Origin of the sequence: Hymenobacter properus, assembly GCF_015694735.1 — a bacterium.
Lineage (GTDB): Bacteria > Bacteroidota > Bacteroidia > Cytophagales > Hymenobacteraceae > Hymenobacter > Hymenobacter properus.
The window spans coordinates 1-26,079 of record NZ_JADQDP010000002.1; the positions used below are offsets into that span (position 1 = coordinate 1).

Sequence of the window (26,079 nt, forward strand, 5' to 3'; positions counted from 1 at the left end):
TCCGAACAGAGCCGTTAAGCCCCGGTGCGCCCATGGTACTGCCTTCACCGGTGGGAGAGTCGGTCGCCGCCAACCTTTCAACAGGAACCCCCCTTCTTGCCCGCTTTCGCCAGCGGACCAGATGGGGGGTTTGCTTTTTTAGCCTCGCTTACAATTAGCTTAATGGAACAATCACAGTAAGCGTGGATGGTTAGGTAGGAATTAATTCATTGAAATTATTCGGGCTAATTCTTTGCGGGTAATGCGCAGTATTGTGCCGTGACGAGTGCCTTTGGGAAAATCGAGGCGCTCGGATACATCTGTCCAGTGCTTTAGGTCAGTTGAGGAGACGGCGCCATATTTGTGTTCCGTGTATTTATCAAAATAGACAAGCCACTCGCTATTTAAGTGGATGGCGGTAGGGCCCTCCGCCCAGTATTTGCCCGTAATTGGAGCTGAGGGCGGGCTATAGGGGCCTAGGAGTTGGTCGGAAAAGGCGAGGCGTAGGTTCTTTTGGATGGGTTCTCTGGTTTCGTCCTTCAAAAACATGACGAAACGTGAGCCAACGGGCTGAATGGTGGCGTCGATTACGTTGAAACCTTGGTCGTAAAGAACCTTGGCGGGTGAATATGCTTTGAAGTCTTTGGTAGTGACATAGTAGATGCGGTGGTTGTTGCCGCCTTCCAGAGTGGTTTCGCTTTGTGGAAAGCGACCGGGGATGGTAGTAGCCCAGTATATCATCAGGTATTGGTGGTTCTTGGTGTCGTAAGTGATTTCTGGAGCCCAGCAGTTTTTAGCGGTGGGTTCGGCTTCCATGACGGGAATGCTTTGCTGCTCGGACCAGTGGATAAGGTCCTTAGAACTGGCATACCCAATGCTGCGCTCGTGCCAACTGGTGGTCCATACCATATGAAAACGGCCGTCGTGGCCCCGAATGATGCAGGGGTCGCGCATGAGCTTGTCTTTACCTATGGTGGGCTTTAAGAAAGATTGGTCGTTGCGCAGAGCAGTCCAATGGTAGCCGTCGGAACTACTAGCTAAGTGCAAGCCGTCCTCGCCGTTACCGCGAAAGGATGCGAAAAGCAATGTTTCTTTTTTGTGGATATGTTGCGCTTGGGTAATCGGGCAAGTGGCAAACCAAATACCTAAGCCGCAAGTGGCATGCATGAGTTCGTGTAGAAAAGGGATTTTAAGAAAGTTGTAGCGCATAATTGAGTTAGGCATTCGGGACAGCCAAGGCAGGGCGGCGGACTAGAAGGGTATTGACTTGCGGGCGTATAAGGCTCGAACAGGGCAAAGCGTAGCGGTTGGACTCAGGGAAACGTGGAGGGAAGCTTAGAAGCCAATGATACCAGCGCTGCTTGGCTGAAAGTAATCGCAATAGTAGGGCTTAGCCCACTCCTGACGGAGGTGTTTCCAGAATGATGGAAGGGCATCTGCTGCCCTATCGGTGCCAAAGCCGTTGTTTGGTTAGCTGCTTCTGTAGTGCCATAGGCTGTTGTGAAGCGTGTGGAAGGCATGTGCTGTTAATTTTGGCAGCCCTCTCCGGCTAAAGATGGCTGCCGAGGTCTTCATTCATTGATGTTATGCGGGTCGGTTATCACGATATTTATTTTGTAAACGTTAGAACTGTGTTGAATTTTTTGCAGCCGGCCCGTTACCTGTTACCCTCACTGCTGGCTGTTAGCTTGCGTTTATCGGCCGCGCCGGTGCCTGTGCCCACGCATACCTTTGCCTTGGGCGCCGAGCAGTTTTTGCTCGATGGCAAGCCTTTTCAAATGATTTCGGGTGAGTTGCATTACCCACGTATTCCGCGTGAGGCGTGGCGCAGCCGCTTAAAAATGGCCAAAGCCATGGGGCTGAATACGGTGGGCACTTACGTGTTCTGGAACGCGCACGAGCCTCAGCCAGGCCACTATGATTTCACAGGCAACCACGACGTAGCTGCTTTTGTGAAAATGGCCCAGGAGGAAGGCTTGTGGGTGGTGCTGCGCCCCAGTCCTTACGTGTGCGCAGAATGGGAATTTGGTGGCTACCCCTATTGGTTACAGAACATTCCGGGCCTGCAGGTGCGCAGCCAGGAACCGCAATACGTGGCCGCCTATCGGCGCTACCTGCAAGCGGTGGGCAAGCAGTTGGCGCCATTGCAGGTGAATCATGGCGGCCCTATTTTGATGGTGCAGGTCGAAAATGAGTACGGCTCTTACGGCTCGGATAAGGCTTACCTGGCCGTGAATAAAAAGCTGTTTGAAGATGCGGGATTCGACGGCCTGCTTTATACCTGTGACCCGGTGAACGACGTGGCCAAAGGCCACCTCGACGGCATGCTGCCAGCCGTGAACGGAACCGACAAGCCACGCCAAATTCGACAACTGGTGAATGACAACCACGGCGGCAAGGGGCCTTATTACGTGGCTGAGTGGTACCCGGCGTGGTTTGACTGGTGGGGCGCTTCGCACCATACTGTCCCGGCCAGCAAGTACACGCCGGGGCTAGACTCGGTATTGAAAGCGGGCATGAGCATCAACATGTACATGTTTCATGGGGGCACCACCCGCGGCTTCATGAATGGGGCCAACTACAAAGGCAATTCTTCGCCCTACGAGCCTCAAACCAGCAGCTACGACTATGATGCCCCACTGAACGAGGCCGGCAACGCTACACCTAAATTTATGGCCTTCCGGGAGGTGATTTCCCGGTACCGGTCCGCCAATGAGCCGTTGCCACCTGTGCCGGCCGCGAAGCCGAGCGTGGCGTTGCCGACGCTGCGACTAACCGCCAGCATCGGTTTGTTCGACCGCCTGCCCGTGCCGGTTGCCAACTCAACGCCACTCACCTTCGAAGACTTGAGACAGGCCTACGGTTTTGTGCTGTACCGAGCTACGGTTTCTGGAGGGGGTACCAAGAAGCTGCAGGTTGACGGCTTGCGCGACTACGCCGTGGTGCTGGTGAACGGCCAGCGCGTGGGCACCCTTGACCGGCGACTGCGGCAAGAAAGCCTGGACGTGGCACTGCCCGCGGGCCAAGTGCAGCTCGATATTCTGGTGGAAAACATGGGGCGCATCAATTTCGGCCCTTATCTGCTGCAAAACACCAAAGGCATTACGAACAACGTGCGTTTGGATGGACAGCAAGTAAGGGGCTGGCAAATGTTCGGCCTGCCCTTTGACCGGGCACCCACCGCCACGAAAGCGACCGAAAAACAGTTGGCAGCAAACGCTGGGCCGGTCATTCGCACCGCCACTTTCGCGGTGGACAAGCCCGCCGATACTTACCTTGATTTGCGTGCCTGGGGCAAGGGAGTGGTATGGGTGAACGGCCACAACCTGGGGCGCTACTGGTCCATCGGCCCGCAGCAAACCATTTACGTGCCAGCCGAGTGGTTGAAAAAAGGCCACAACGACATTGCTGTGCTAGAGCTACTCAAGCCTAACCAAACCGAGCTGTCGTTCCTCGACCATGCCATTCTGAACGAGGTGTCGTCCGGCGCTGAACGTTAAGAAGGGATTTGCGCGGTGGCTGAAATGGGACGTGAGCAGGGGGAGTGTTGAAAGCAATATTATCGATTTTGCTGGTATTTATTGATAATCAATTAATTGAATTGTTGTACTCATAATTACACAATCGATAATCTAAATTGCGTCGTTGATTCGCTTATCATCATTGATTCCCACCCAACGCCTCGTTCCTTCATGCGCTTATTCCGTTCCATCGCTGCCTTGCTGACTGCAGGCGCGCCGCTGCTAGCTGTGGCTCAACCTGTGCAGCTCACTGTTCAGCCCGGAGATTCCAAGCTTATTATCAGCAAGCACATTCAGGGGCAGTTTGCCGAGCATCTGGGGCGCTGTATTTACGACGGTTTTTGGGTGGATGAGAAGCTGAACGTGCCCAAGCAGGGGCGCATTCGGATGGACGTGGTGCAGGCGTTGCAGAAAATCCATGTGCCCAACCTGCGCTGGCCTGGCGGCTGCTTTGCCGATACCTACCACTGGCACGACGGCGTGGGCCCCACTGCCCAGCGCCCCAAGATGCTGAATCTGTGGTGGGGCAATACGTTGGAGGATAATAGCTTCGGTACGCACGAGTTTCTGGAACTGTGCCAGCTGTTGGGCACGGAGCCCTACCTGGCCGCCAACGTGGGCAGCGGCACGGTGCAGGAAATGGCTGGCTGGATGGAGTACCTCAACTCGAACGAGGACACGCCGCTAGTGCTGGAGCGCCGCAAAAACGGCCACCCCGAGCCTTACAAGGTGAGCTGGTGGGGCATCGGCAACGAAAGCTGGGGCTGCGGCGGCAACATGACGGCCCAGTACTACACCGACGTGTACAAGCGCTACGCCACCTTCGCCCACGACTACCCCGGCACCAAGCTAAAGCGCATTGTGAGCGGGGCCAACGGCGACGACGCCAACTGGACCGAGACGTGCATGAAAAACATCCCGCTCAACCAGATGTGGGGCCTCACCCTGCACCAGTACACGCTGCCCACCGGTAGCTGGAGCGGTAGCAAGGGCAAGGCTACCGGCTTTGGGGAGGATATGTACTTCAGCACGCTGCGCAACTGCCTGCGCATGGACGCCATTGTGGCCCGCCACGCAGCCATCATGGACAAGTATGACAAGGACAAGAAGGTGGCCCTGCTGGTGGACGAGTGGGGCGTGTGGACCGACGTGGAGCCCGGCACCAACCCCGGCTTTTTGTACCAGCAGAACTCGCTGCGCGACGCGCTGGTGGCAGGCACCACGCTCAATATCTTCAACAACCACTGCGACCGAGTGAAAGGCGCGAACCTGGCTCAGGCCGTGAACGTGCTGCAGGCGCTGGTGCTCACGGACAAGGAAAAGATGCTGCTCACGCCCACCTACCATGTGTTCGACCTTTACCAGGTGCACCAGGACGCAGAGTTTCTGCCTGTGCAGTTCAACAGCCCTGATTACGTGTTCGGCAACGAGAAAATCCCGGCCCTGAATGCCTCGGCTTCGAAGGACAAGAACGGCGCGGTGCACATTTCCCTCGTCAACCTTGACCCCAACAAGTCCCTGACCCTAGAAACTGCCCTGCCCGGTGTGAGCTGGAAAACGGTGACTGGCCGTGTCCTCACCTCAGCTAAAATCAACGACTACAACACTTTTGACAAACCCAACACCGTGGCCCTGGCCGCCTTCACCGGCGCCAAAAAGAAGGGCGACAAGCTGGCCGTGACGCTACCGGCTAAGTCGGTGGTGGTGCTGGAATTGAAGTAGGAACCCTACAAATAGGATGTGCTTCAAATTGCGCTCAGCAGGGCATTTGAAGCACATTCCTATTTCGTGCTTGGGGCAGCTTGCCGCACGGGAGGGCTGGGCGCGAAGGTGCCAAACAGGCGGTCCCAAATGGAGGTGTAAAAGCCGAAGTTGTGGCTATCGTCCTGGTGGTGCTGAAAGTGGAAGCCGGAGGAGCCCAGGTATTTGAACAAGGGGCTGCGGTCCCAGGCGGCGGGAAAGGGCTCGACCCCGGAGTGGCCCAGCACGCCAAACAGTACATTCACGGTGAGGTAGGCCACGATGGCCAGGAAGTGCGCCGGGTACACGGCCATGAGCAGCAGCCACAGCCCGCCAAAGCCCAGAGTTTCGATGGGGTGCAACACGAACAGGTCGATGGGCTGCGGCTCGGGATAGGCGTGGTGTTCGGCGTGCACCAGGTGGTAGAGTGGCGAGTGGTGGATGGCGTAGTGAAACACGTACATCAGTAAATCCATGCCGATGAAAAGCACCACGAAATCGAGCAGAATGCGGGAGGAAATGCCTTCCCGGATGGTGATGAAGCCCTGCCGCCATAGCCAGAAGCCCGCGAAGGTGATGACGGTATTGAGGAGCAGCGTATAGGTAGCAAAGCGGTACTCGGTGGCAGTGATGGGGCGGTGCACCGGCCCGAGCGCCTGCTTGCGCCCAAAGGCGGCTTGCAGCAGGTAGCCAAACGCCAGCGCCAGCAGCAGTACCACCAAGTTTTCGACCAGAAACAGCGGCAGGGCTTCCTGCCAGCTCAGGGCTTTGAAATAGGCCAGCAGTTTCATGGGAAGCCGGGAAAAGAGTGCGTTTCAGACCGAAAGATAACCTCGAAGCGGGCCGAGCAGTTCGGTTCATAAGTTGCGCAGAGCGCTGAGGTGCTAAAGCACGAAATTCACCCAACCAAAAAGGCCCCCGCCAACTGGCAGGGGCCTTTTTATTTCCAAAACAAGACCGTATTACTTGCCCAGCTTGGCTTGCAGGTTCTGGTCCAGCGCTTCCAGGAACTCCTCGGTGTAGAGGTAGTCGCGGCCGTGCTCCACCTTGTTGCCGTGGATGCAGACGGCGAGGTCCTTAGTCATCTTGCCGCTTTCCACGGTCTCGATGCACACCTGTTCCAGGGCGTGGCAGAAGTTGATGAGTTCCTGGTTGCCGTCGAGCTTGCCGCGGAACTCCAGGCCGCGCGTCCAGGCGAAGATGCTGGCGATGGGGTTGGTGCTGGTGGGCTTGCCCTTCTGGTGGTCGCGGTAGTGGCGCGTCACGGTGCCGTGGGCGGCTTCGGCTTCCATGGTGCCGCCGTCGGGCGTCACCAGCGTCGAGGTCATCAGGCCGAGCGAGCCGAAGCCCTGGGCCACGGTGTCGGACTGCACGTCGCCGTCGTAGTTTTTGCAGGCCCACACGAAGTTGCCGTTCCACTTCAGCGCCGAGGCCACCATGTCGTCAATCAAACGGTGCTCGTAGGTGATGCCGGCGGCCTGGAACTTGGCCAGGTAGTCCTGCTCGTAAATCTCCTGGAAGATGTCCTTGAAGCGGCCGTCGTACTTCTTCAGGATGGTGTTTTTGGTGCTCAGGTACAGCGGCCAGCCCTTCATCAGGGCCTGGTTGAAGCAGGCGTGGGCGAAGCCGCGGATGCTTTCGTCGGTGTTGTACATGGCCAGGGCCACGCCGTCGCTCTTGAAGTTGAACACCACAAACGACTGCGCCTCGCCGCCGTCTTCGGGCTGGAAGGTGATGGTGAGCTTGCCCTTGCCCTTGGTCACGAAATCGGTGGCGCGGTACTGGTCGCCGAACGCGTGGCGGCCGATGCAGATGGGAGCCGTCCAGTTGGGCACCAGGCGGGGCACGTTCTGCATCACGATGGGCTCGCGGAATACGGTGCCGTCCAGGATGTTGCGGATGGTGCCGTTCGGCGACTTCCACATCTGCTTCAGGTTGAACTCCTTCACGCGCTCCTCGTCGGGGGTGATGGTGGCGCACTTGATGCCCACGCCGTACTGCTTGATGGCGTTGGCTGCGTCGATAGTTACTTGGTCGTTCGTCTCGTCGCGGTACTCAATGCCAAGGTCGTAGTACTTGATGTCGAGGTCGAGGTAGGGCGTAATCAGCTTGTCCTTGATGAATTTCCAGATGATGCGCGTCATTTCGTCGCCATCAAGCTCCACCACGGGGTTGGCTACTTTTATTTTGGTCATGGGTAAAGGCTTAAGTAAGATGTTGTTGGTATGCGCAGCGAATGAAATCGAAGCCAAAGGTCGGGCGGCCGCGTCGGCCTGATTTATGCTCGTGCTACACAAAACTACAGCTAGCCGCTACAGCCGCCGCATCCAAATGCGCTCCGGCCCGAATTTTTCACCTGTCGCCTTGCTTTCCAGTGGCCCGCGCCCTGCCAGACGGTAGCAGGGCAATAAGCAACCCACGGCCGCTGTGTTGCTGCTGATTCTTGGCTGGGAACAAATTGTTGTTGGTTAAGCCAAGTTTACACAGCCACTTTTTTCCATTCCTAGAGAAAAAGACGCCATTGGCTGGGCCAGCCGGGCTATTGGGCCAGAAAGGGTGGACTATTGGATAGATGCAAGGGTAAATTTATATCATTCAATAAGCTGTCTGCTGCACCATTCCCACCTGTTTATGCGCCGCTCATTACTCCTGCTTGCTTTCCTGATTGGACTCTTGACGCTCAATGGCATCAGTGCGCAAGCGCAGGCCGTTTATGCCAGCAGCTCGGCCTACACGCCGCGCTCGGCCAGCGCCCCGCGCGAAGACGGTGCCACCCGCACCTTTATTGGCCGCGTGGTGAACCCCGATGGGGCCCTGCCCGGTGCGGTGATAACGGTTGCCGGTACCAAAGAAATGGCCGTGAGCAATTCCAACGGCGAATTCAGCGTGCTATTGCCGGCTACCTCATCCCCCATAAAGCTCACGGTGAGCTACGGTGGCTTTGCCGACGAAACCGTGTCGGTACTGCCTGACTCGCCTGACACCACCTTGCGACTCGCTTCGCCCCAGCCCATCAAAGTCGGCCGCAAGCAGGAGCTGAAGGCCTATATGAAAACCGCCCACCGCGAAGTCCGCCGCAGCCTGCGCCGCCTCTAGCTAGGGCATTATTCTGCCGCTTTTCCTGCTTCTAACCAGCGCCCCCAGCCCGCTCCGGCTGGGGGCGCTGTGGTTTAAACACCGGGGCGCGACATACATTAAGTCCAGACTGTAGCTTCGCTGCTCTGGCGTCGGGTGATGCTAAGAGCTTGCCTTGACGCTATGCGACGGTTTGAAATTCTAATCAAAAAAATAAGCAAAGCTGCGATGGCCGGCCCTATGCGACGGTGGGGCCTGGCGGCCCTGCTGGCGGGTGTGACCTGGCAGACGCAAGCCCAGCCTACTGCCGTACCGACCGTCGCCCCAGCCATTTTGTTGCGTCCCGCGGCCGTGTTCGACGGCCAGGATTTGCACCCCGGCTGGGCCGTGCTGGTGGAAAACGACCGGATAACGGCGGCCGGCCCGGCGGCGCAACTGGCCTTGCCCGCCGGCGGGCGCACCTTGGAGCTGCCCGGCCTCACCCTGCTGCCCGGCCTCATCGAAGGCCACTCGCACCTGCTGCTGCACCCCTACAACGAAACGCCCTGGAACGACCAGGTGCTGTTGGAATCGCAGGCGCTGCGCGTGGCGCGGGCCACGGCGCACGCTCAGCGCACGCTGCTGGCCGGCTTCACCACCGCCCGCGACCTGGGCACCGAAGGGGCGGCCTACGCCGACGTGGGCCTCAAGCAAGCCATCGACAAAGGCGTCATTCCTGGCCCGCGCCTGCTGGTGGCCACGCGGGCGCTGGTGGCCACGGGCAGCTACGGCCCCAAGCTTTCGGTAGATGAGGACGTGCCCCAAGGCGCGCAGGAGGCCGACGGCGTGGACGGCATCATCCGGGCCGTGCGCGAACAGATGGGCAAGGGCGCCGACGTGGTGAAGGTGTATGCCGACTACCGCTGGGGCCCGGGCGGCAGTGCCCAGCCCACCTTTTCGCAGGAAGAGCTGACGTTGATAGTGCAAACCGCGCGCTCGGCAGGCCGGGGCGTGGTGGCCCACGCCAGCACGCCCGAAGGTATGCGCCGCGCCGTGCTAGCCGGCGTCGAGACCATCGAGCACGGCGACGAAGGAACGTTGGAGGTATTTCAATTGATGAAAAAGCGCGGCGTGGCCTTGTGCCCCACCGTGGCGGCCACCGACGCCATTGCCCAATACAAGGGCTGGAAAAAAGGGGCCGATGCCCTGCCGCCGCGCGTGCAGCAAAAGCACCTCAGCATGCAGGCCGCGCTGAAGGCCGGCGTGACGCTGGCGCTGGGCGGCGACGTGGGGGTGTTTGCCCACGGCGATAATGCCCGCGAAATGGAGCTGCTGGTGCGCGACTACGGCCTCACCCCGCTGCAGGTGCTGCGCCAGGCCACCAGCGGCAACGCCCAAATCTTCCACCTGGCCGACCGCGGCAACATTCGTCCCGGCCTGCTGGCCGACCTCATAGCTGTGGCCGGCGACCCTACGCAGGACGTAGCTGCCGTGTGCCAGGTGCGGCTGGTGATGAAGGGTGGGGCGCTGTATAAACAGCCGTAATTTCGCTTCCACGCGTTGCTTTATACCTACAAATTGGTACAAAAAAAGCCCAAACCGGTAAGGCTTGGGCTTTAAAAAAAGGCCTCGCAGAGCTATTTGGCTTTGCGAAACAGGTAGCGTGTCAGAAAGATACCTTGCTGTGACTGGCCCCCGGTGCCCTGAATGGTTTGGGTGAGGGGAGTGGTCTGGTACAGTTCCCAGCCGTCGGCGGTGATTTCGTTGAGGTAGCGCACAATCAGCTCTTCGTTGCTGTGCACATTGCCCAGGTTAATGCCCGTCAGCGAAAACAGGTTTTCCATGGTGGATTCCTTCGTGCCCTTCCATTCAGGGGTAAACATCACGCGTGAGCGGCCCATCCCACCCGGCACAATGCTCTCAATGGTGGTCATCTGCAGAAATTGGTAGCTGCCCTTGGCCTGCGCCTGCGCCGCCGGAGCGAAAGCAAAGCTGGCCAGAAGGAACCCGACTCCCAAAACCCAACGTGTAAAACGAGCAGGCATAAAAAGAAAAACAGAAAGGCAGTGAGAAAATATTTGCGGCAAATATAGAACAAGCATGATGTGCTGACGCCAGCTGAAAGCCGTTTTTGCCGCAGCCTGGGCTACTGCACGCGGCGCACGCTACTGCCGCCCGAGTGGGAGGTGGTGAGGCGGGCAGAGCCTTTGTAGTGCACATCGGAGCCGCCGCCGGCGCTGGCGGTTAGCTCGCCGTCCACGGTCAGGTTGGCATCGGAGCCGCCGCTGGCGTGCACCGTGGCGCTGGTGCTGCGCAGGTCGAAGGCGTTGTAGTCGGAGCCCCCGCTGATGTCGACGGTCTGGCGCTCTACGCGGCCGCTCAGGTCCACGTCGCTGCCGCCCGAGGCGGAGCAGGTTAGGCTCTTAGCGGTGAGGCTGAGCTTCACATCGGAGCCGCCGCTGGCTTGAATGCGGAAGTCGTCGGCCGAGAAGGTAGACTGGCCTTTGGCGTCGGAACCACCGCTCAGGCTCAGTCCGGTGAGGCGCGGGCAGGTGATGTACACGTTGGCGTGGCGGTTGTTGCTGAGCAGGTTTTTCCAGCTGAAGCCCGACTCCCAGCCAATTTTCAGCGTGCCGCCTTCCACTTTGGTCACGAGGTGGGCCTGGGCTTCTTCCGAAGCCTCGACCACCACCGAAGTGTTGCTGCCTTGCGTCAGCACTACATCAATGCCGCCGCTGGATTCGACCACCTGGAAGCTGCCCACCTGGCGGGGCTGTTTCACCTGGGCCTGGGCCTGGGCCGTGCAGGCGGCCAACGACACGGCGGCTACGGCTGCTGCGGCGCGTAATAAAGTTTTCATGGTATTGCAGAATAAGGGTGAAAATTGGGTTGATGCCAGCAGCTAGTTCGCGGCTGCCTGGCTCTTCCAAAGCTACAAGGCTTTGCGGAAAAGGTAGCGCGTACTCGAAGAAGCTGAGACAGAAGTCGTGGCTTTGTAAACGGGCCGCTGCGGGTCGTTGAACTGCAAGTCGCGCTCCACCTGCTGCACGGCGCTGGTTGGCTGCGTTTCGGTGCGAATTTCCAGCAGCTCCCAGCCTTCGGCTGACAGCTCGTTGATGGTTTTCAGCAAGAGGCCGTCCAGCTCGGCGTCGGCATCGGGATTGAACAGTTTGCGAGCCGGCTCCAGCTTGATTTGGCCGTGCCAGGCCGGTGCCAGCCGCACTTGCTGATTGTTGAAATGCACCAGCTGGTACTGGTAGCGCACGCCCGGCACATTGTGCACCGTGGTGGTGCTCACCGACGCGTGCAAGCTCGATTCCGGCAGCGGCGGAACAACGGCGGCGTGCTCCACCTGTGCGGCGGCCAGCCGGCACGGCAGCAGCGCCGCCCATAGTAACCAAGTTTTCATAGCGTTGAAATAAAAAGAGGGCCCCGGCATACGCCGGGGCCCTCCTAGGCCGAATATCGTGCCAACCGGCTAGTCGCGCTTGCCCTTGAGCATGGTGCGCAGGGCTGCCAGCTCGTCGCGCAGCTTGGCGGCCGTGAGGAAATCCAGGTCCTTGGCGGCGGCTTCCATCTGCTTTTCGGTGGTTTTGATGAGCTTTTCAAGCTCCGGCTTGGTCATCATGGCCACCACGGGCTCGGCGGCCAGGGCCAGGGCGGTGCCGTCGGCTTCGGGGTTGGCGTAACCGGTAGTTTCCACAATGCGGTAGTCGGCTAGGTCGGTCTGGCCCATGATGGCCTCACGCGACTTGCGCACCGTTTTGGGCGTGATGCCGTGCTCCTCGTTGTAGGCCATTTGGGTAGCGCGGCGGCGGTTCGTCTCGTCAATGGCGCGCTGCATCGAGCCCGTGATGCGGTCGGCGTACATAATCACCTTGCCGCGGTCATTCCGCGCCGCCCGGCCCATGGTCTGAATCAGGCTGCGCTGGTCGCGCAAGAAGCCCTCCTTGTCGGCGTCCAGAATGGCCACGAGGCTCACCTCCGGCAAGTCGAGGCCTTCGCGCAGCAGGTTCACGCCAATGAGCACGTCGATTTCGCCCAGGCGCAGCTTGCGCAGAATCTCCACGCGGTCCAGCGTTTTCACGTCGGAGTGCACGTATTCCACCTTGATGCCCAGGCGGTCCATGTACTTGCTCAGCTCCTCGGCCATGCGCTTGGTGAGGGTGGTCACCAGCACCCGGTCGCCCTGCTTCACGCGGTTGTCCACTTCGTCGAGCAGGTCGTCAATCTGGTTGATGCTGGGGCGCAGGTCGATTTCGGGGTCGAGTAGGCCAGTGGGGCGAATGATTTGTTCCACCACCACACCGCCGGCCTGTTCCAACTCGTAGTCGGCCGGCGTGGCCGATACGTACACAGCTTGCCGGTACATGCTTTCGAACTCATTGAAGGTCAGTGGGCGGTTGTCGAGGGCCGAGGGCAGGCGGAAGCCGTACTCGATGAGCGCAGTCTTACGGCTGCGGTCACCGCCCCACATGGCTCGGATTTGGGGCATGGTGGCGTGGCTTTCGTCCACCACCAGCAGGTAGTCGTCGGGGAAGTAATCGAGCAGGCAGAACGGCCGCGAGCCCGGCGTACGTCCGTCGAAGTAGCGCGAGTAGTTCTCGATGCCCGAGCAATAGCCCAGCTCCCGAATCATCTCCAAATCGAACTCGGTGCGCTCCATGATGCGCTTGGCTTCGGCATCGCGGCCTTCCTTCTCGAAGTAGGCGTGCTGGTGCACCATATCGTCTTGAATCTGCTTGATGGCCGAATTCAGGGTTTCCTTGCCGGTCACAAACAGGTTGGCGGGGTAGAGGGCGATGCCGTGGGCTTCGTCGCTCAGCTTCTTGCCGCTCACCGGGTCAATCTTGTGCACCGACTCGATTTCATCGCCGAAAAAGTAGATGCGGATGGCGTAGTCGGCATAAGCCGGAAATACGTCCACCGTGTCGCCCTTTACCCGGAACGTGCCGCGTGAAAACTCCACCTCGGTGCGGGAGTACAGAATCTGCACAAACTGGTAGAGCAGGTTATTGCGCGTGTAGCGCATGCCCGGCTTCAGGAAAATGACGTTTTTGGCGAATTCCTCGGGGTTGCCAATACCGTAAATGCACGACACCGAGGCCACCACAATCACGTCGCGCCGCCCGCTGAGCAGGGTGGAGGTGGTGTGCAGCCGCAGCTTCTCAATCTCCTGGTTGATGGCCAGGTCTTTCTCGATGAAAACGTCGGTGCTGGCGATGTAGGCTTCCGGCTGGTAATAGTCGTAGTAGCTGATGTAATACTCGACGGCGTTGTTCGGAAAAAAGGCCTTGAACTCGCCATAGAGCTGCGCGGCCAGCGTCTTATTGTGGCACAGCACCAGGGCCGGCTTGCCGGTTTCGGCAATAACGTTGGCCATGGTGAAGGTTTTGCCCGTGCCGGTGGCGCCCAGCAGCACCTGGGCCGGCTCGCCATTATTCACGCCCTCCACGAGCTTGGCGATGGCGGTGGGCTGGTCGCCGGTGGGCTTAAATTCAGAGGTCAGTTGGTACTCCATGCAATGAGAAAGGTAGGCCGAAATGCTCAGCCTACCTTAACCATGAACAAAGAAATTGGGTTTCGCGGGAAGCGAGGAAAAGCGGAACGTCATGCCGAGCGCAGCCGAGGCATCTCGCGTGCCGAAGTAATTGTTTACTCTTGCACGCGAGATGCCTCGGCTGCGCTCGGCATGACGTTCTTTATATCAACTCCTACCGTCCAAATTCCACGCCGGCTTCCATGCCGAAGCTATAGGGGCGGCTCTGGGCCATAAAGCTCTGGGCAGGGTGGGCGTTAAGGGGCGTGAGGCCCAGCTCAGCCGTTGGGCCGAGGGTAAGGGCCCAGTGGCCAACCGCGGGGCGGAACTGCGCGCCGGCCGCGCCGCGCACGCTGCCCAGCACCCGGCGGTAGGGCATGCCAGCCGAGAGCACCGAGTACGTTTTAGTAGCCTCGGGCTCGCCTTCCACGGCGCTGCGCACGCCCAGCAGGGCACTCACCACGCCGCCCAGGCGGCCGTAGAGGCTCCAGCCGCGCTTCACGGGGTTCGAGTAGCTCACTTGCAGCGGCACGCTGCCCATGCGGTACTGGAAGTCGGTAGTGCGGAGCTTGCCGTTGGTGAAGGGGCCCAAGTCGTAGAGCTGCTCGCCTACAAAAGCGGCCGTGGAAGCCGACTGCGCCGTAGACTGGCTGAATTCCAGGCCCGTACTAGCCGACCAGTGGCCTTTGAGGTGGCGCGTGGCCAGTAGCGCCAGGCGCTGGCTCAGGCCGGGGCGCAGGTTCTCGCGGTACTGGGCGGCAGCCGCTTCGGTCAGCTTGGGCGAGTCGGGGCCCAGGGCGGGGTTGTAGTCAAACTCCGGCTCGATGCCTGCCCGCGAGAAGTTCACGTTCGGGTTGAAAACCGAGGCGGCGTAGCTGAGGCCATAGTGCCACTTGCCGAAATCGGCGGCCGGCGTGGGCTCGGGCAGGGCCACCGTGGGCAGGCCTTTGGGCAGTGCGGTGCTGGCCAGCAGGCTGAGGGCCGCCGGCCGGGTAGCCAACAGGCCCACCTGCTGCGGGCTGGCCGCGGCCGAGTTTTGCGCCAGCGTCGTTTCGGTTACCGAAGCGGCAGTGGCATCAGTTGCTGCCGGGGCGAGGCCCGTGCTGGCGGCCTCGGTTGCCGAAGTGGCGCTGGCCGGCAAAGTGCCGGCCGCAGTCAAGCCGGCTTCCGTAGCGGCGTTAACGCCATTGTTAGCCGTAGATGTCGGGTTGGCCTGAGCAATAATAGCGCTGCTGTTATTTTCAAAGCGGGCACTATAAGCCGTCCGCCGAGCCGCATCAGTGCCACTGTTTCGGCCAGCAGCAGCGCGGGCAGGACGCTCGAAACCACCACGCACCGAAGCCGCGCCAAAGCCAGTGCCGGCCGGCGCTCCGTTGGCCGCATAAGCCGGTGCGGAGGCGCGGCTGTTCAAACCATTTTCTGAAGCGGCGTCGGCGTCCACAGTACCCCGGGCAGTGCTGCCAGGCATCGCAGCCGTGGCCGACTGGCTAGCTACACCGTTTAAGCGGCTGCCAACAGTTTCGTCTTGGCTGGAGGAAGCGGCCGACGAACCGGCCAGCTGGCCGTTGCGCGAGGCGGCCGGAGCCGTCACTTTAGCCACTTCGGCGCCTCTGAAGCCGCCGTCGTGCTGGGCCCACCAGCCGGTGCCGGCCAGCGTGGCCAGCAGAAGGCTGGCTGCCGCCACCCAGCGCGTGGCCGTGAGGCGCTTGCGGTAGGTTTCGTTTTGCCGAACGAGCAGGGAATTGTCAATCTGGTCCCACAGCATGGGGCGCGGCGGCACGGCGGCCTCCTCGCCCAAATGGTGGCGAAACAGGTCTTCCAGACTGCCGGTGGCTTTAGGCGTAGTGTTATCGTCGATAGGATTAGCTGACATGGCGGGGGGGCGCGCTCAGGCGCTCCAATTTAGTTTGCAAGATGACGCGGGCCCGGGAATATTGCGACTTGCTCGTGCCCTCGGTAATACCTAATAATTCGCCGATTTCTTTGTGGGTATAGCCTTCAATGGCGTAAAGGTTGAAGACCATGCGGTAGCGCGGGGCAAGCTCCTGCACCATCGCCAATAATTCCTGGAAGTTGTAATTGCTGAGCGTGAACTCCTCGCTCGACAGCGTCTCGGGGTATTCGCCGTCGCTCACTGCCACCAGCGAGGCGTTGCGGCGGTGCTGGCGCAGGGCCGCGTTAATCATGATGCGGCGAATCCAGAACTCCAGCGGACACTCGCGCCGGAAGCTGGCCAGCGTGCGAAACACCGTAAGGAAGCCTTCCTGCAGCACGTCTTCGGCCTCGAAGGTGGTTTGGGCGTAGCGCAGGCACACGGCCATCATCTTACCGGCGTACTTGTCGTAGAGCAGCTTCTGGGCCAGTTGGCGGCCGCGCAGGCAGCCGTCAATCAGCTCGGCCTCGGTGGGCGGGCTGGTCACGGCCGAGTGGCGACTGGCCGTGAGGCGCGGCGCCACGGGCTGGGCCGTTTGGTCGGGCAGCACGTCGTCGGCGCCGAAGGCAAACCAGGTCGCGGCGCTCATGCCGGCAGCCGGTAACCCGAGCCGGCGAGGGAAGCGGTAGTGAGAAGAGTCATTTTTTGCAGCATGGAAAGGCGAGTCGGGCCAGGAAAAGCAAGCCCCATAAGGGGCGTGTTGCAAGGGAGATGCCGGCCCGCGCCAAATGGTTGCAAGCCCCTTGCAAACCTTCCAAAGCAAAAGCTGAAGCAGGGCTCGAAGCCAATCCATTGCCGAAGATATTTAAGGACTGACCAACAACCTTTCCTGGCGTTAAGCGGTAATATTAATGTACATACATTGGTGCCAAGCTCGGCCTGAGACCTATTTTCCGCCGTGCCGTACTTACCTCATTCACTTGGCCTACTCTTTTTTAACCCCTTAAAACCCTTTCACATGAAGACCCTTGTGCTGTTTTACTCCACCTATGGCCACGTTTGGAAACTAGCCGAAGCCGTGGCCGAAGGCGCCCGCCAGGTAGCCGGCAACGACGTGGTGGTGAAGCGCGTGCCCGAAACGTTGCCCCAGGCCATTCTCGACCAGATTGGGGCCACCGGCGCCCAGCAGGCCTTTGCCCACGTGCCCGTGGCTACGCCGCAAGAACTGGCAGAGTATGACGCCATCATTTTCGGCACGCCCACGCGCTACGGCAACGTGTGCGGCCAGATGCAGGCCTTCATGGACAGCACCGGCGGCCTGTGGGCTCAGGGCGCGCTGGTGGGCAAAGCCGGCGGTGTGTTTGTGAGCACCGCCACCCAGCACGGCGGCCAGGAAACCACCATCCGCAGCTTCCACACCGAGCTGCTGCACCACGGCTTCGTAATTGTGGGCCTGCCTTACGCCTGGCAAGGGCAGACGGGCCACCACGAGGTGACCGGCGGCACGCCCTACGGCGCCAGCACCGTGGCCGGCGGCCAAGGCGAGCGCCAGCCCAGCGATAACGAACTCGAAGGTGCCCGCTTCCAAGGCAAGCACACGGCCGAGATTGCCAAGAAGCTGGCCGCGAAGTAGCGGATTGGTGGGTTAGCGGAGTGGTGGATTGTCATTGCGAGCATTCCGCGCATTAAGCGGCGACGAAGCAATCCGTCCTGTTCTCAGCGACCAACCTAATGATATGAAAAGCCCCGGCACTGCGTAGTGCCGGGGCTTTTGCGTTTGTTAAAAAGGCTTTGTCGCAACTCAGGGCTAGTCGCGGGTAAGAAGACGGATTAGCTATGCTGAACTTTGTTTGCCGCGTTTAGCTGCGCTCCACTCGCAATGACAGGAGGCCGCCTAGCCAAATGAAATTACAACTGATTGTGCGCCCGAATCAGCTCGGCGAACGATTCGCGGTAGGTGTCGCCCACGGGGAGCAGGCGCCCTGCTACCTGCACCTTGCCGCGCTCCACGTGCTCAATGCGACTGAGGGCCACCATAAACGACTTGTGGATGCGTGCGAACCGCTCGGGCGGCAGCACTTCCTCTACCCGGCGGAACGACTGCAGGGTGAGAATTTTGCCAGCGCTGGCGGTGTGCAGCAGCAGGTATTCCTTCATGCCCTCGATGTAGAGAATGTCATCGAAGGCCACGCGCTGCAGGCGGTGCTCATTTTTTACAAACATGGCGTCGGCGGGCGCTGGCGCTGGCGCTGGCGCCGGTCCGGGTGCTTCCGGCACGGCCGATGCGGACGTAGCCGGAGCTGCTGTTGCGCTGGGCGACGCATGTCGCACCTTAGCCACGGCCTGTAAAAATCGGTCGAAGGCAATGGGTTTCAGTAGGTAGTCGGCGGCGTTAAGGGTGTAGCTCTGCACGGCGTACTGGTCGTAGGCAGTGGTAAAGATGACGCGCGGAGCCGGCGGGGGCAGCAACTGCACCAACTGCAGGCCGGTGAGGCGCGGCATGTGGATGTCCATGAACACGACATCCACGGGGTTGTCCTGTAGGAAAGCGAGGCCGGCCAGCGCGTCATGAAACTGCCCGCGCAGTTCCAGAAAAGGTACTTGGGAGCAGTAGTCGGCCAACAGTTCGAGGGCCAGCGGTTCGTCGTCGAGAATGGCGCAGGTCAGGCGTTGCATGTAGGGAGTAGAAGTGGGCAGGAATCAAAGAACGTTATGCCGAGCGCAGCGAAGCATCTCGCGTGCCGCAGTAAAATCAATCGAAAGAATTAGTGACTGCACGCGAGATGCTTCGCTGCGCTCGGCATGACGTTCTTTTTGCTCATTGCTCATTGCTCATTGCTCATTGCTCATTGCTCATTGCTCATTGCTCATTGCTCATTGCCACCAAGCTGCAGCACAAGCTCCACGGCGTACTCGCCGGGCAGGGTGCGGACGTGCAGCTCGTGGCGCTCGGGGTACAGCAGTTCTAGGCGGCGGCGCAGGTTGTGCAGGCCGAGTCCGCCGGGCTGGCGGGGCAGGTCGGCAATGGCAGCCACGTAGTTGTGCACCGAGAAGCGCAGCTCGGCGCCTTCCACTTCCAACTCGATGCGGATGGCTTCGGGGCGGGCGGCGAGGTCGCCGTGCTTGAAGGCGTTTTCGACCAAGGGCAGCAGCAGGAGCGGGGCCACGGGCGGGGCGGCTTCCAGGGCGCCGTGGGTGGTGAGGAGGATGGCCGTTTCGGCCTCGGCGGCGGGCAGGCGCAGGCGCTGCAAATCCAGGAAGCTGCGCAGGTGGGTGAGTTCCTGCGTGAGCGTCACGGCGTCGGCGCCGCTGTCGTAGAGGAGGTAGCGCATGCTCTCGGCCAGGCGCAACACTGCTTCCGGGGCGCGGTCCGACTTGCGGCTGGTGAGCGAATAGATGTTGTTGAGGGTGTTGAACAGGAAGTGCGGGTTGATTTGGGTTTTGAGCATGCCCAGCTCAGTGAGCAGGTGCTGGCGCTCCAGCTCGCGGCGGTTGCGCTGGCCCTGCAGGTATTCTATCGTCATGCGCACACCGGAGCTGGCCACCAGCGCGAGCACGCCGCCCAGCAGCAGCCCAAGCCACAGGTCGAACTGGTAGGAGCTGAAACCGGGGTGGCTGCCGTTCATCAGCCGGTACACCGTATCGGACACGGTGATGCGCACCAGCGAAAACACGCCGGCCGACGCCAGCGCCAGCAGCAGGTAGGCCGCCACCCGCCCCTGCGACAGTGTGCGCGGAAACAGCACCAGCCAGTTCCAGTAGAACAGCCCCGCCGTGGTAACGTCCAGCGCCGCGTTGCGCACAAACCACACCGCGTCAAGCTTCACCATGCTTTTAGGGTTGAGGCGTGTGGCGTAATACAGCAGGGCGTCGATGCCGAGCAGCACGGCCACCAGCGCCACGTGCACCCACCACGGCACCGGCAGGGCATCATGGGTGCGCGGCCACCACGGCCGACGGGCCGGCGATGTCGTGGGGCCTAACGCCGGCCGGGTGGCAGATGCCAGAGAAACAGGAGCAGCGGGCGAAACGACAGAATTTTCCACGGCGCAAGGTAGAACGAGGGCAAAAGACGCTCGCCTCCGATTCAACCAACACCCGCCTTGCCCGGCTCAACGCCCCGCCGGCTGGCACCAACTGCCAGCGCGGCATTGCCCCGGGCGTTGGTTGAATGCCTGGCCGAGTTGAAGGGCGAAAACCTGGAGTTGAAGCAGGGCGGGCAAGGGTTGGTTGAATAAACAAATTGGGCGGTTTGGGGCCGTTTAGGTTTGCCTTGGATTTCAGCAATGCCCTCACCTTTCACCTGCTCCGATGATGAAAAACATCTTCCGCCCCGCCACTGCCGGCCTCTTATTGCTCGGTGTACTGGCTGCCCCCGCCCTCATGGCCCAAACGGTGGCTTCTGCTCCCCAGGCGGCCATTGCGCCCGCCAGCATGGCCCAGCAGCTCGACGACTACGTGCATCAGTTTGAAAAATCCGGCCGCTTCATGGGCACGGTGCTGGTGGCCGACCACGGCCAGGTGGTGCTGCAAAAGGGCTACGGCCTGGCCAACCGTGAAAAAGGCCTTGCCAACACTCCTAATACCAAATTCCGCATCGGTTCGCTCAGCAAGCAGTTCACGGCCGCGCTGGTGCTGCAGTTGGTGGAAAAAGGCAAGCTGAAGCTCGACGGCCACGTGGCCGACTACCTGCCCGATTACCCGCAGCCGGCCGGCGGCCAAATCACCCTGCACCAACTGCTGTCGCACACCGCCGGCCTGCCCAACTACACGGCCCAGCCCACGTTCGCCACGACCGTGATGCGCACGCCCCACACGCCCACGCAGCTGGTGTCGCTGTTTTCGACGTTACCGCTGGAGTTTGCGCCCGGCACGCAGTACCACTACAGCAACTCTGGCTACGTGCTGCTGGGCGCCATCATCGAAAAAGTGACCGGCAAGCCCTACGCACAGGTTTTCCAGGAAAACGTCGCCGGCCCGCTCAAGCTGAAAGCCACTTCCGTCGACGTGCAGGAGCCTGCCGACGCCCGCCGTGCCACCGGCTACGAGGCCACCGCCAGCGGCATGGAAACCGCGCCCGCCCTCGACATGAGCGTGCCGTACGCGGCCGGCGCCATCACCTCTACTGCCACCGACCTCTACCACTGGAGCCAAGCTCTGGAAGGGAACAAAGTGCTGTCCGAAACCAGTAAGAAGCTGCTCTTTACGCCCGTCAAGAACCACTATGCCTACGGCTGGATAGTCTATAAGGCCAAAGTGGGCGCCGAGGTCGATACCATCCTCGTGCAGGAACACAACGGCGCCATCAACGGCTTCAGCTCTTACCTGGTGCGGGTTCCCCAGAGCCAGCAGGTGATTGTGCTGCTCGACAACCACGCCGGCGAATCACTGGCCGAGCTCAAGCGTGGGCTGCTGCGCATTCTGCACCACCAACCAGCCACGCCGCCGGTAGCAGCCACCATGGCCGCTGACGCCTCCACGCTGGGTGCTTACGTGGGTGTGTACGAGCTGGCGCCTACGTTCCGCATCACTGTGCGCCAGCGCGACGGCCGCCTGTTTGTGCAGGCCACGGGGCAGTCGGAATTCGAAACCGAGGCCATGTCGCCGGTGCTGTTTGCGCTGAAGGGAGTGCCCGCCGAAGTAGAGTTCTCTAAAAACGACAAGGGCCAGGTGGCGCAGCTCATCCTGCACCAGGGCGGCCACGACCAGCCTGCTCCCAAAGTAGAATAGCTACGCTGCTATACCATTCTCAAATTGATTTTCGTTTGCCTGCGCTTTTCTCACCTTCACTTTTCTGCAATGCACACCGTTCCCTTAGTTGAAACCACCAACCTTTCCTTTCAATTCGGGGAGCGGGCCGTGCTGCACGGCCTCGGGCTGGAAGTGCCCGCCGGCAGCATCTACGGCTTTCTGGGCCCAAATGGGGCCGGCAAAAGCACCACTTTGCGCCTGCTGCTGGGGCTGCTGCGGCCCGGCGGCGGCACGGTGCGCCTGTTTGGGCACGAGCTGGCCCGGCACCGCGTGGCCCTGCTCAGCCGGGTGGGCGCCCTCATCGAAAATCCTTCGCTCTACGACCACCTCACCGGCCACGAAAACGTGGAAGCCACCCGCCGCCTGCGTGGGCTGCCCGCCGCCCGCACCGCCGCGGTGCTGGCCCAGGTGGGCCTCAGCGCCAGCGCCCACCGGCCGGTGAAAGGCTACTCGCTGGGCATGAAGCAACGGCTGGGCCTGGCGCTGGCCCTGCTGCCCGACCCCGACCTGCTCATCCTCGACGAGCCCACCAACGGCCTCGACCCGGCCGGCATCAGCGACCTGCGCCTGCTGCTGCGGCAGCTGCGCGAAGAGCACGGCAAAACCATCCTGCTGTCGAGCCACCTTATTGGGGAAGTCGAGAAAGTGGCCACCCACGTGGGCGTCATTCAGCAGGGGCGGCTGGTGTTTCAGGGCAGCCTGGCCGCGCTGCAGGCCCGCCAGCAAACCCAGGCCGAGCTGGTGCTCGAAACAGCCTGTGCCGCCACCTGCCGGAGCCTGTTGCCCGCGCTAGCGGCGGCCCAGGTGGTGGCCGCGGGCACCTTGCGTGTGCCGTTTCAATCACGCGAACACACCGCGGCGCTGGCCAGTGCGCTGGTTGCCGCCGGCCAGCCTGTGTTCAGCCTGCACTGCGAGCAGCCCACCCTCGAAGACACCTTTCTGCACCTCACCGAAACCGCCACCGCCCAATGAACCCTTCCGTACGCCCCTCGTCATTGCCTGCCCTGCCTCCGGTGCCCGGGGTCTTCGTGCAGTTCGGCCGCAGCCTCGCCGCCGATGCGCTGAAGCTGCGCCGTACCGCAGCACTGTGGCTCACGCTGGCCAGCGGCGTGCTGCCGGTGCTGCTCAATTTCTGCATCCTGTATTTCAAAGGCCACCTCATGCTGAAGCCAGGGGCCGACGGCTGGATTAAATACACCAGCATGAGCTGGCAGACGGCCGCCGTGCTGCTGCCTTTGTTTGTGGTGCTGCTTACCAGCCTGGTGGTGGGCGTGGAGAACAAAGCCGAGGGCTGGAAACACTTGTTTGCCTTGCCGGTGGGCCGCCTGCCGGTGTGGCTAAGCAAACTGCTCATCATTCTGGGGCTGAATGCCCTGGCCCAACTGCTGTTTGTAGCGCTGCTACTGGCGGGCGGCTACTTGCTGCAGGCCCTGCGGCCCGAGCTGCACCTGCAGCAGTTTGCGCCCCCGTTGCGGGTGCTGGGCTTGCTGCTGGGGCGCACCTACCTGGCCACGCTGGGCATTGTGGGCGTGCAGTACGTGCTCAGCAAGTGGCAACAAGGGTTTGTGCTGCCGGTGGCGGTGGGCATGGCGGGCTGGGTGGCCGGCCTCACGCTGCTGCGCTGGGAGCATGTGGGCTGGATTCCCTACGCCGGGCCCATGCTTACGCTGCTTTCCACACCCTTTAAGCCTGTGCCAGGTATGGCGCTGCCCACGATAGCGCCGCACGAGTGGTACCAATTGCTGTGGTTTGGGGTAAGCGCGGGCCTGGGCTATGTAACTTTGCGCTGGCGCAACCTGGCCTGAGCGTGCTGCTATTCTGTGTAATGAAAACGCCTGTTCGCTGATATACTTCCTGCACAGCTTAATCGTTGGCTTTCTAGCAATAGCCGGCCGCAACGCTCGCCTTTTTTCTGCATCCTTCGCCCGCACCTTCTTTCTGCAAATGAAACATACCCTACTCGGCTTGTCGCTGCTGGCGACCTGCGCTAGCTCGGCCTACGCCCAAACCCCGGCCGCGCCCACTGCCACGCCCGCCGCTACCGCTCCTAAGCCCGCCGCGCCCAAGCCACTGGTGCTGCCCGATGCCCCCAAGGGCACCGGCCGCCTCAACGGCACCGTGCTCGACGGCGCCACCAAAAAGCCCGTCGAGTTTGCCACCGTGGCCCTGCTGCCGCCCACCGGCGACACACCCATCGACGGCACCGTGGCCGACGAGAAGGGCCGCTTCAGCCTGCGTGGGCTGGCACCCGGCAGCTACCGCCTGCAGCTGAGCTTCCTGGGCTACGCAGCCCTTACGCGCGAGGTGACGGTGACCAGCGGCACCACCGACCTGGGCCAACTCTCCCTGGCGGCCAGTGCCCAGCAGCTGGGCGACGTGACCGTGACCGGTGAAAAGGAAACCGTGGAAGTGAAGCCCGACCGCATTGTGTACAACGCCGACCGCGACCTCACCAACAAGGGCGGCGTGGCGGCCGACGTGCTGCGCAAAGTGCCCCTGCTGAATGTGGACCTGGATGGCAACGTGCAACTGCGCGGCTCTTCCAACATCCGGGTGCTCATCAACAACAAGCCCAGCAGCATCCTGGCTGGCAACCTGGCCGACGCCCTCAAGCAGCTGCCCGCCGACCAGATTGCCTCCGTGGAGGTCATCACCACGCCCGGCGCCAAATACGACGGCGAAGGCACGGCCGGCATCGTGAACATCATTCTGAAAAAGAACAACCTGCAGGGGGTGAACGGCAGCGTGAACGCCGCTGCTGGCAACCGCAGCTCCAACGCCGGCGGCAGCCTCAACGTGCGCCGCGGCAAAGTAGGGGTGAACACCAACCTCAGCAGCTACCTCTACTACAGCCCCAGTGCCAGCACGTCAGAGCGCACCAACTTCAACGGCTCGCCCGACCAGCTGGTATCGGTGCTGAACCAGAACGGCAGCGGCAACAACCTCGGCGGGGGCGCCTACGGCCGCATGAGCCTCGACTACGACCCCGCCAAAAACCACAGCCTCACCGTGGGCTTCAGCGGCAGCCTCAACCGCAACAACAGCGAGAGCGAGCAAACCAACAACCTGCGCGTGCTGAGCGGCCCCACGGCCAGCCAGCTATTCACCCGCGCCACCGAATACAAATTCAACTCGTCGAGCTACGACGTGAACGGCACCTACACGCGCACCTTCGAGGGCCAGCCGCGCCGCGAGTGGAGCCTGCTGGCCCAGCACTCGCGCAACCGCAACCTGCAGCCCTATGCCCTGAACCAGTACGAAAACCAGTTCACCGCCACCGGCCTGCCCAACTACCGCGAAAGCAGCGAAAACCTCTCGCGCAACCTCGAAACCACGCTCCAAACCGACTACACCCACCCCATCGGCGACAAGCGCAGCGTGGAAGTGGGCGGCAAGGCCATTTTGCGCCGGGTGCTGAGCGACTACCAGATTCAGACCGCCACTGGCACCGACGCGCCCTTCGTGGTAGACCGCCAGCGTTCCAACGTGTTCGACTACGACCAAAACGTGGCCGCTGCCTACGGCACCTACGGCTTCCCACTGGGCAAAAAGCTGAACTCCCGCGTGGGCACCCGCCTGGAGCGCACCGACATCGTGGGCCGCTTCCAGCAAAACGACATCACGCGCTTCACCAGCGGCTACACCAGCCTGCTACCCAACGCCAGCATTAGCTACACCCGCAAGCCCGGCAACACCCTGCGCCTGGCCTACAGCCGCCGCATCCAGCGCCCCAACATCTACTACCTCAACCCCTACGAAAACCGCGTCGACAAATTCAACGTGAGCCGCGGCAACCCCGAGCTCGACCCCGAGTTCACCGACAGCTACGAGCTGAACTACAGCACCTTCGTGAAAGGCTCGGTGCTGAATTTCTCGCTCTTCACGCGCCAGACAAACAACGCCATCGAGGCCGTGCGCACCCAGCGCCTCGACACCACCGTAACCAGCTACGCCAACATTGCCCGCAACCGCACCTACGGCGCCAGCGTGTTCGGCTCCTTCAAGCCCATGCCCAAGTGGGAAATCAGCGGCTCCACTTCCTTCAACTACGTGGTGCTGCACTCGGGCTTCCTCAACACCACCAACGAGGGCCTGATGTACAACTTCAATCTCAACTCGACCTACAAGTTCACCAAAACCCTGAGCGCGCAGTTCTACGGCGGCATCAGCTCGTCGCGCGTGCAGTTGCAGGGCCGCGCCGCCGCTTGGAACTACTACTCCGTGGGCATCAAAAAGACCATTCTGAAGGAAAAGGGCGACCTCACCCTCAATGCCGACAATTTCATCACTGCACGGCGCGACCTGAACTCCAACATCAGCACGCCCTTCTTCAACCTCGAGCAGCACAACTACATCGCCCTACGCGGTATCCGCCTGGCTTTCGGCTACCGCTTCGGCAAAATCGAAGCCGCGCCGCCCAAGCAGCGCCGCAGCATCCGCAACGACGACACCAAAGCCGGCGAAAGCCAGGGTGGCCAGCAGTAGGGCGCGCCGTTTGTCATTGCGAGCATTCCGCGCATCAAGCGGCGACGAAGCAATCCGTCCTGTCAAAACCACACACGCCCTTTTACCAGAAAGCCCCGGCACCACTATGGTGTCGGGGCTTTGTATTAAAGCTTTGT

Annotated in this window: 21 protein-coding genes; 10 read left to right on the plus strand and 11 right to left on the minus strand. The window is 61.2% G+C overall.

All coding sequences use genetic code 11. From position 1 onward, the window contains the following. Window positions 1-201 precede the first annotated feature (201 nt). Entirely contained in the window at window positions 202-1,188 is a 987-nt protein-coding gene (locus I2I01_RS06190) for a glycoside hydrolase family 43 protein (RefSeq protein WP_211537848.1), read from the minus strand. 506 nt (window positions 1,189-1,694) lie between these two features. On the opposite strand from I2I01_RS06190, the gene I2I01_RS06195 reads away from it, so the two are divergent. Both I2I01_RS06195 and I2I01_RS06200 read left to right on the plus strand, forming a co-directional pair. Next, on the plus strand, window positions 1,695-3,479 hold the full coding sequence (locus tag I2I01_RS06195) for a glycoside hydrolase family 35 protein (RefSeq protein WP_211537849.1): 1,785 nt from the start codon (window positions 1,695-1,697) through the stop codon (window positions 3,477-3,479). Window positions 3,480-3,671: 192 nt separating this feature from the next. Further along, on the plus strand, window positions 3,672-5,222 hold the full coding sequence (locus tag I2I01_RS06200; RefSeq protein ID WP_196285593.1) for an alpha-N-arabinofuranosidase: 1,551 nt from the start codon (window positions 3,672-3,674) through the stop codon (window positions 5,220-5,222). A gap of 59 nt (window positions 5,223-5,281) precedes the next feature. Here I2I01_RS06200 and I2I01_RS06205 read toward each other — a convergent pair whose 3' ends face one another. Then, window positions 5,282-6,031: a sterol desaturase family protein gene (locus tag I2I01_RS06205; RefSeq protein WP_196285594.1), complete on the minus strand. Its 750-nt coding sequence runs from the start codon at window positions 6,029-6,031 to the stop codon at window positions 5,282-5,284. A 171-nt stretch (window positions 6,032-6,202) separates the two neighbouring features. Then, window positions 6,203-7,435: an NADP-dependent isocitrate dehydrogenase gene (locus I2I01_RS06210; RefSeq protein ID WP_196285595.1), complete on the minus strand. Its 1,233-nt coding sequence runs from the start codon at window positions 7,433-7,435 to the stop codon at window positions 6,203-6,205. Between the two features lie 436 nt (window positions 7,436-7,871). On the opposite strand from I2I01_RS06210, the gene I2I01_RS06215 reads away from it, so the two are divergent. Then, window positions 7,872-8,336 (plus strand): carboxypeptidase-like regulatory domain-containing protein, encoded by a 465-nt coding sequence (locus tag I2I01_RS06215; RefSeq protein WP_196285596.1) that lies wholly within the window; start codon window positions 7,872-7,874, stop codon window positions 8,334-8,336. A 219-nt stretch (window positions 8,337-8,555) separates the two neighbouring features. After that, window positions 8,556-9,839 (plus strand): metal-dependent hydrolase family protein, encoded by a 1,284-nt coding sequence (locus I2I01_RS06220; RefSeq protein ID WP_196285597.1) that lies wholly within the window; start codon window positions 8,556-8,558, stop codon window positions 9,837-9,839. A gap of 92 nt (window positions 9,840-9,931) precedes the next feature. Here I2I01_RS06220 and I2I01_RS06225 read toward each other — a convergent pair whose 3' ends face one another. From I2I01_RS06225 to I2I01_RS06250, 6 genes are all read right to left on the minus strand, one after another. Further along, window positions 9,932-10,339: a hypothetical protein gene (locus I2I01_RS06225; protein ID WP_196285598.1), complete on the minus strand. Its 408-nt coding sequence runs from the start codon at window positions 10,337-10,339 to the stop codon at window positions 9,932-9,934. A gap of 101 nt (window positions 10,340-10,440) precedes the next feature. Continuing rightward, complete coding sequence (locus tag I2I01_RS06230) at window positions 10,441-11,154, minus strand: head GIN domain-containing protein (RefSeq protein ID WP_196285599.1); 714 nt, start codon at window positions 11,152-11,154, stop codon at window positions 10,441-10,443. A gap of 72 nt (window positions 11,155-11,226) precedes the next feature. Further along, window positions 11,227-11,703, minus strand: a complete 477-nt coding sequence (locus I2I01_RS06235) for a hypothetical protein (protein WP_196285600.1) — start codon at window positions 11,701-11,703, stop codon at window positions 11,227-11,229. A 69-nt stretch (window positions 11,704-11,772) separates the two neighbouring features. Beyond that, a complete protein-coding gene (gene uvrB, locus I2I01_RS06240; RefSeq protein ID WP_196285601.1) occupies window positions 11,773-13,815 on the minus strand; it encodes an excinuclease ABC subunit UvrB in 2,043 nt (680 codons plus the stop codon). A 193-nt stretch (window positions 13,816-14,008) separates the two neighbouring features. Continuing rightward, window positions 14,009-15,706, minus strand: a complete 1,698-nt coding sequence (locus tag I2I01_RS06245; RefSeq protein ID WP_196285602.1) for a hypothetical protein — start codon at window positions 15,704-15,706, stop codon at window positions 14,009-14,011. After that, window positions 15,696-16,355 carry an RNA polymerase sigma factor gene (locus I2I01_RS06250; RefSeq protein WP_196285603.1) on the minus strand — a complete coding sequence of 220 codons (660 nt, stop codon included), beginning with the start codon at window positions 16,353-16,355 and terminating at the stop codon, window positions 15,696-15,698. Before I2I01_RS06250 ends, I2I01_RS06245 begins: the two co-directional genes overlap by 11 nt. 369 nt (window positions 16,356-16,724) lie before the next feature. Here I2I01_RS06250 and wrbA point away from each other — a divergent pair, with 369 nt between their 5' ends. Continuing rightward, window positions 16,725-17,339 carry an NAD(P)H:quinone oxidoreductase gene (wrbA, locus tag I2I01_RS06255; protein ID WP_196285604.1) on the plus strand — a complete coding sequence of 205 codons (615 nt, stop codon included), beginning with the start codon at window positions 16,725-16,727 and terminating at the stop codon, window positions 17,337-17,339. A 275-nt stretch (window positions 17,340-17,614) separates the two neighbouring features. Here the strand turns inward: wrbA and I2I01_RS06260 are convergent, their stop codons facing one another. Further along, the gene (locus I2I01_RS06260; protein ID WP_211537850.1) at window positions 17,615-18,382 is read right to left on the minus strand and encodes a LytR/AlgR family response regulator transcription factor; all 768 of its coding nucleotides are present in this window, start codon (window positions 18,380-18,382) and stop codon (window positions 17,615-17,617) included. Between the two features lie 191 nt (window positions 18,383-18,573). Beyond that, window positions 18,574-19,752, minus strand: coding sequence for a sensor histidine kinase (locus tag I2I01_RS23515; RefSeq protein ID WP_196285605.1), 1,179 nt, complete (start codon window positions 19,750-19,752; stop codon window positions 18,574-18,576). Between the two features lie 57 nt (window positions 19,753-19,809). Between I2I01_RS23515 and I2I01_RS23400 the strand changes: the two genes are divergently transcribed. The 5 genes from I2I01_RS23400 (at window position 19,810) to I2I01_RS06285 (ending at window position 25,942) form a co-directional block, all read left to right on the plus strand. Further along, on the plus strand, window positions 19,810-19,944 hold the full coding sequence (locus I2I01_RS23400; protein ID WP_262895434.1) for a hypothetical protein: 135 nt from the start codon (window positions 19,810-19,812) through the stop codon (window positions 19,942-19,944). Between the two features lie 76 nt (window positions 19,945-20,020). Then, a complete protein-coding gene (locus tag I2I01_RS06270) occupies window positions 20,021-21,436 on the plus strand; it encodes a serine hydrolase (protein WP_196285606.1) in 1,416 nt (471 codons plus the stop codon). Window positions 21,437-21,505: 69 nt separating this feature from the next. Beyond that, complete coding sequence (locus I2I01_RS06275) at window positions 21,506-22,429, plus strand: ATP-binding cassette domain-containing protein (RefSeq protein ID WP_196285607.1); 924 nt, start codon at window positions 21,506-21,508, stop codon at window positions 22,427-22,429. Continuing rightward, on the plus strand, window positions 22,426-23,262 hold the full coding sequence (locus tag I2I01_RS06280; protein WP_196285608.1) for an ABC transporter permease: 837 nt from the start codon (window positions 22,426-22,428) through the stop codon (window positions 23,260-23,262). Before I2I01_RS06275 ends, I2I01_RS06280 begins: the two co-directional genes overlap by 4 nt. A gap of 139 nt (window positions 23,263-23,401) precedes the next feature. Then, window positions 23,402-25,942, plus strand: coding sequence for a TonB-dependent receptor domain-containing protein (locus I2I01_RS06285; protein WP_196285609.1), 2,541 nt, complete (start codon window positions 23,402-23,404; stop codon window positions 25,940-25,942). The last annotated feature ends 137 nt before the right edge of the window (window positions 25,943-26,079 follow it).

What these genes read in the sequence shown, in the direction of transcription:
- I2I01_RS06190 (WP_211537848.1), bottom strand. Translation starts at nt 1,188, where the DNA reads ATGCGCTACAACTTTCTTAAAATCCCTTTTCTACACGAACTCATGCAT.
- I2I01_RS06200 (WP_196285593.1), top strand. Translation starts at nt 3,672, where the DNA reads ATGCGCTTATTCCGTTCCATCGCTGCCTTGCTGACTGCAGGCGCGCCG.
- I2I01_RS06205 (WP_196285594.1), bottom strand. Translation starts at nt 6,031, where the DNA reads ATGAAACTGCTGGCCTATTTCAAAGCCCTGAGCTGGCAGGAAGCCCTG.
- I2I01_RS06210 (WP_196285595.1), bottom strand. Translation starts at nt 7,435, where the DNA reads ATGACCAAAATAAAAGTAGCCAACCCCGTGGTGGAGCTTGATGGCGAC.
- I2I01_RS06215 (WP_196285596.1), top strand. Translation starts at nt 7,872, where the DNA reads ATGCGCCGCTCATTACTCCTGCTTGCTTTCCTGATTGGACTCTTGACG.
- I2I01_RS06220 (WP_196285597.1), top strand. Translation starts at nt 8,556, where the DNA reads ATGCGACGGTGGGGCCTGGCGGCCCTGCTGGCGGGTGTGACCTGGCAG.
- I2I01_RS06225 (WP_196285598.1), bottom strand. Translation starts at nt 10,339, where the DNA reads ATGCCTGCTCGTTTTACACGTTGGGTTTTGGGAGTCGGGTTCCTTCTG.
- I2I01_RS06230 (WP_196285599.1), bottom strand. Translation starts at nt 11,154, where the DNA reads ATGAAAACTTTATTACGCGCCGCAGCAGCCGTAGCCGCCGTGTCGTTG.
- I2I01_RS06235 (WP_196285600.1), bottom strand. Translation starts at nt 11,703, where the DNA reads ATGAAAACTTGGTTACTATGGGCGGCGCTGCTGCCGTGCCGGCTGGCC.
- uvrB (WP_196285601.1), bottom strand. Translation starts at nt 13,815, where the DNA reads ATGGAGTACCAACTGACCTCTGAATTTAAGCCCACCGGCGACCAGCCC.
- I2I01_RS06245 (WP_196285602.1), bottom strand. Translation starts at nt 15,706, where the DNA reads ATGTCAGCTAATCCTATCGACGATAACACTACGCCTAAAGCCACCGGC.
- I2I01_RS06250 (WP_196285603.1), bottom strand. Translation starts at nt 16,355, where the DNA reads ATGAGCGCCGCGACCTGGTTTGCCTTCGGCGCCGACGACGTGCTGCCC.
- wrbA (WP_196285604.1), top strand. Translation starts at nt 16,725, where the DNA reads ATGAAGACCCTTGTGCTGTTTTACTCCACCTATGGCCACGTTTGGAAA.
- I2I01_RS06260 (WP_211537850.1), bottom strand. Translation starts at nt 18,382, where the DNA reads ATGCAACGCCTGACCTGCGCCATTCTCGACGACGAACCGCTGGCCCTC.
- I2I01_RS06270 (WP_196285606.1), top strand. Translation starts at nt 20,021, where the DNA reads ATGAAAAACATCTTCCGCCCCGCCACTGCCGGCCTCTTATTGCTCGGT.
- I2I01_RS06275 (WP_196285607.1), top strand. Translation starts at nt 21,506, where the DNA reads ATGCACACCGTTCCCTTAGTTGAAACCACCAACCTTTCCTTTCAATTC.
- I2I01_RS06280 (WP_196285608.1), top strand. Translation starts at nt 22,426, where the DNA reads ATGAACCCTTCCGTACGCCCCTCGTCATTGCCTGCCCTGCCTCCGGTG.
- I2I01_RS06285 (WP_196285609.1), top strand. Translation starts at nt 23,402, where the DNA reads ATGAAACATACCCTACTCGGCTTGTCGCTGCTGGCGACCTGCGCTAGC.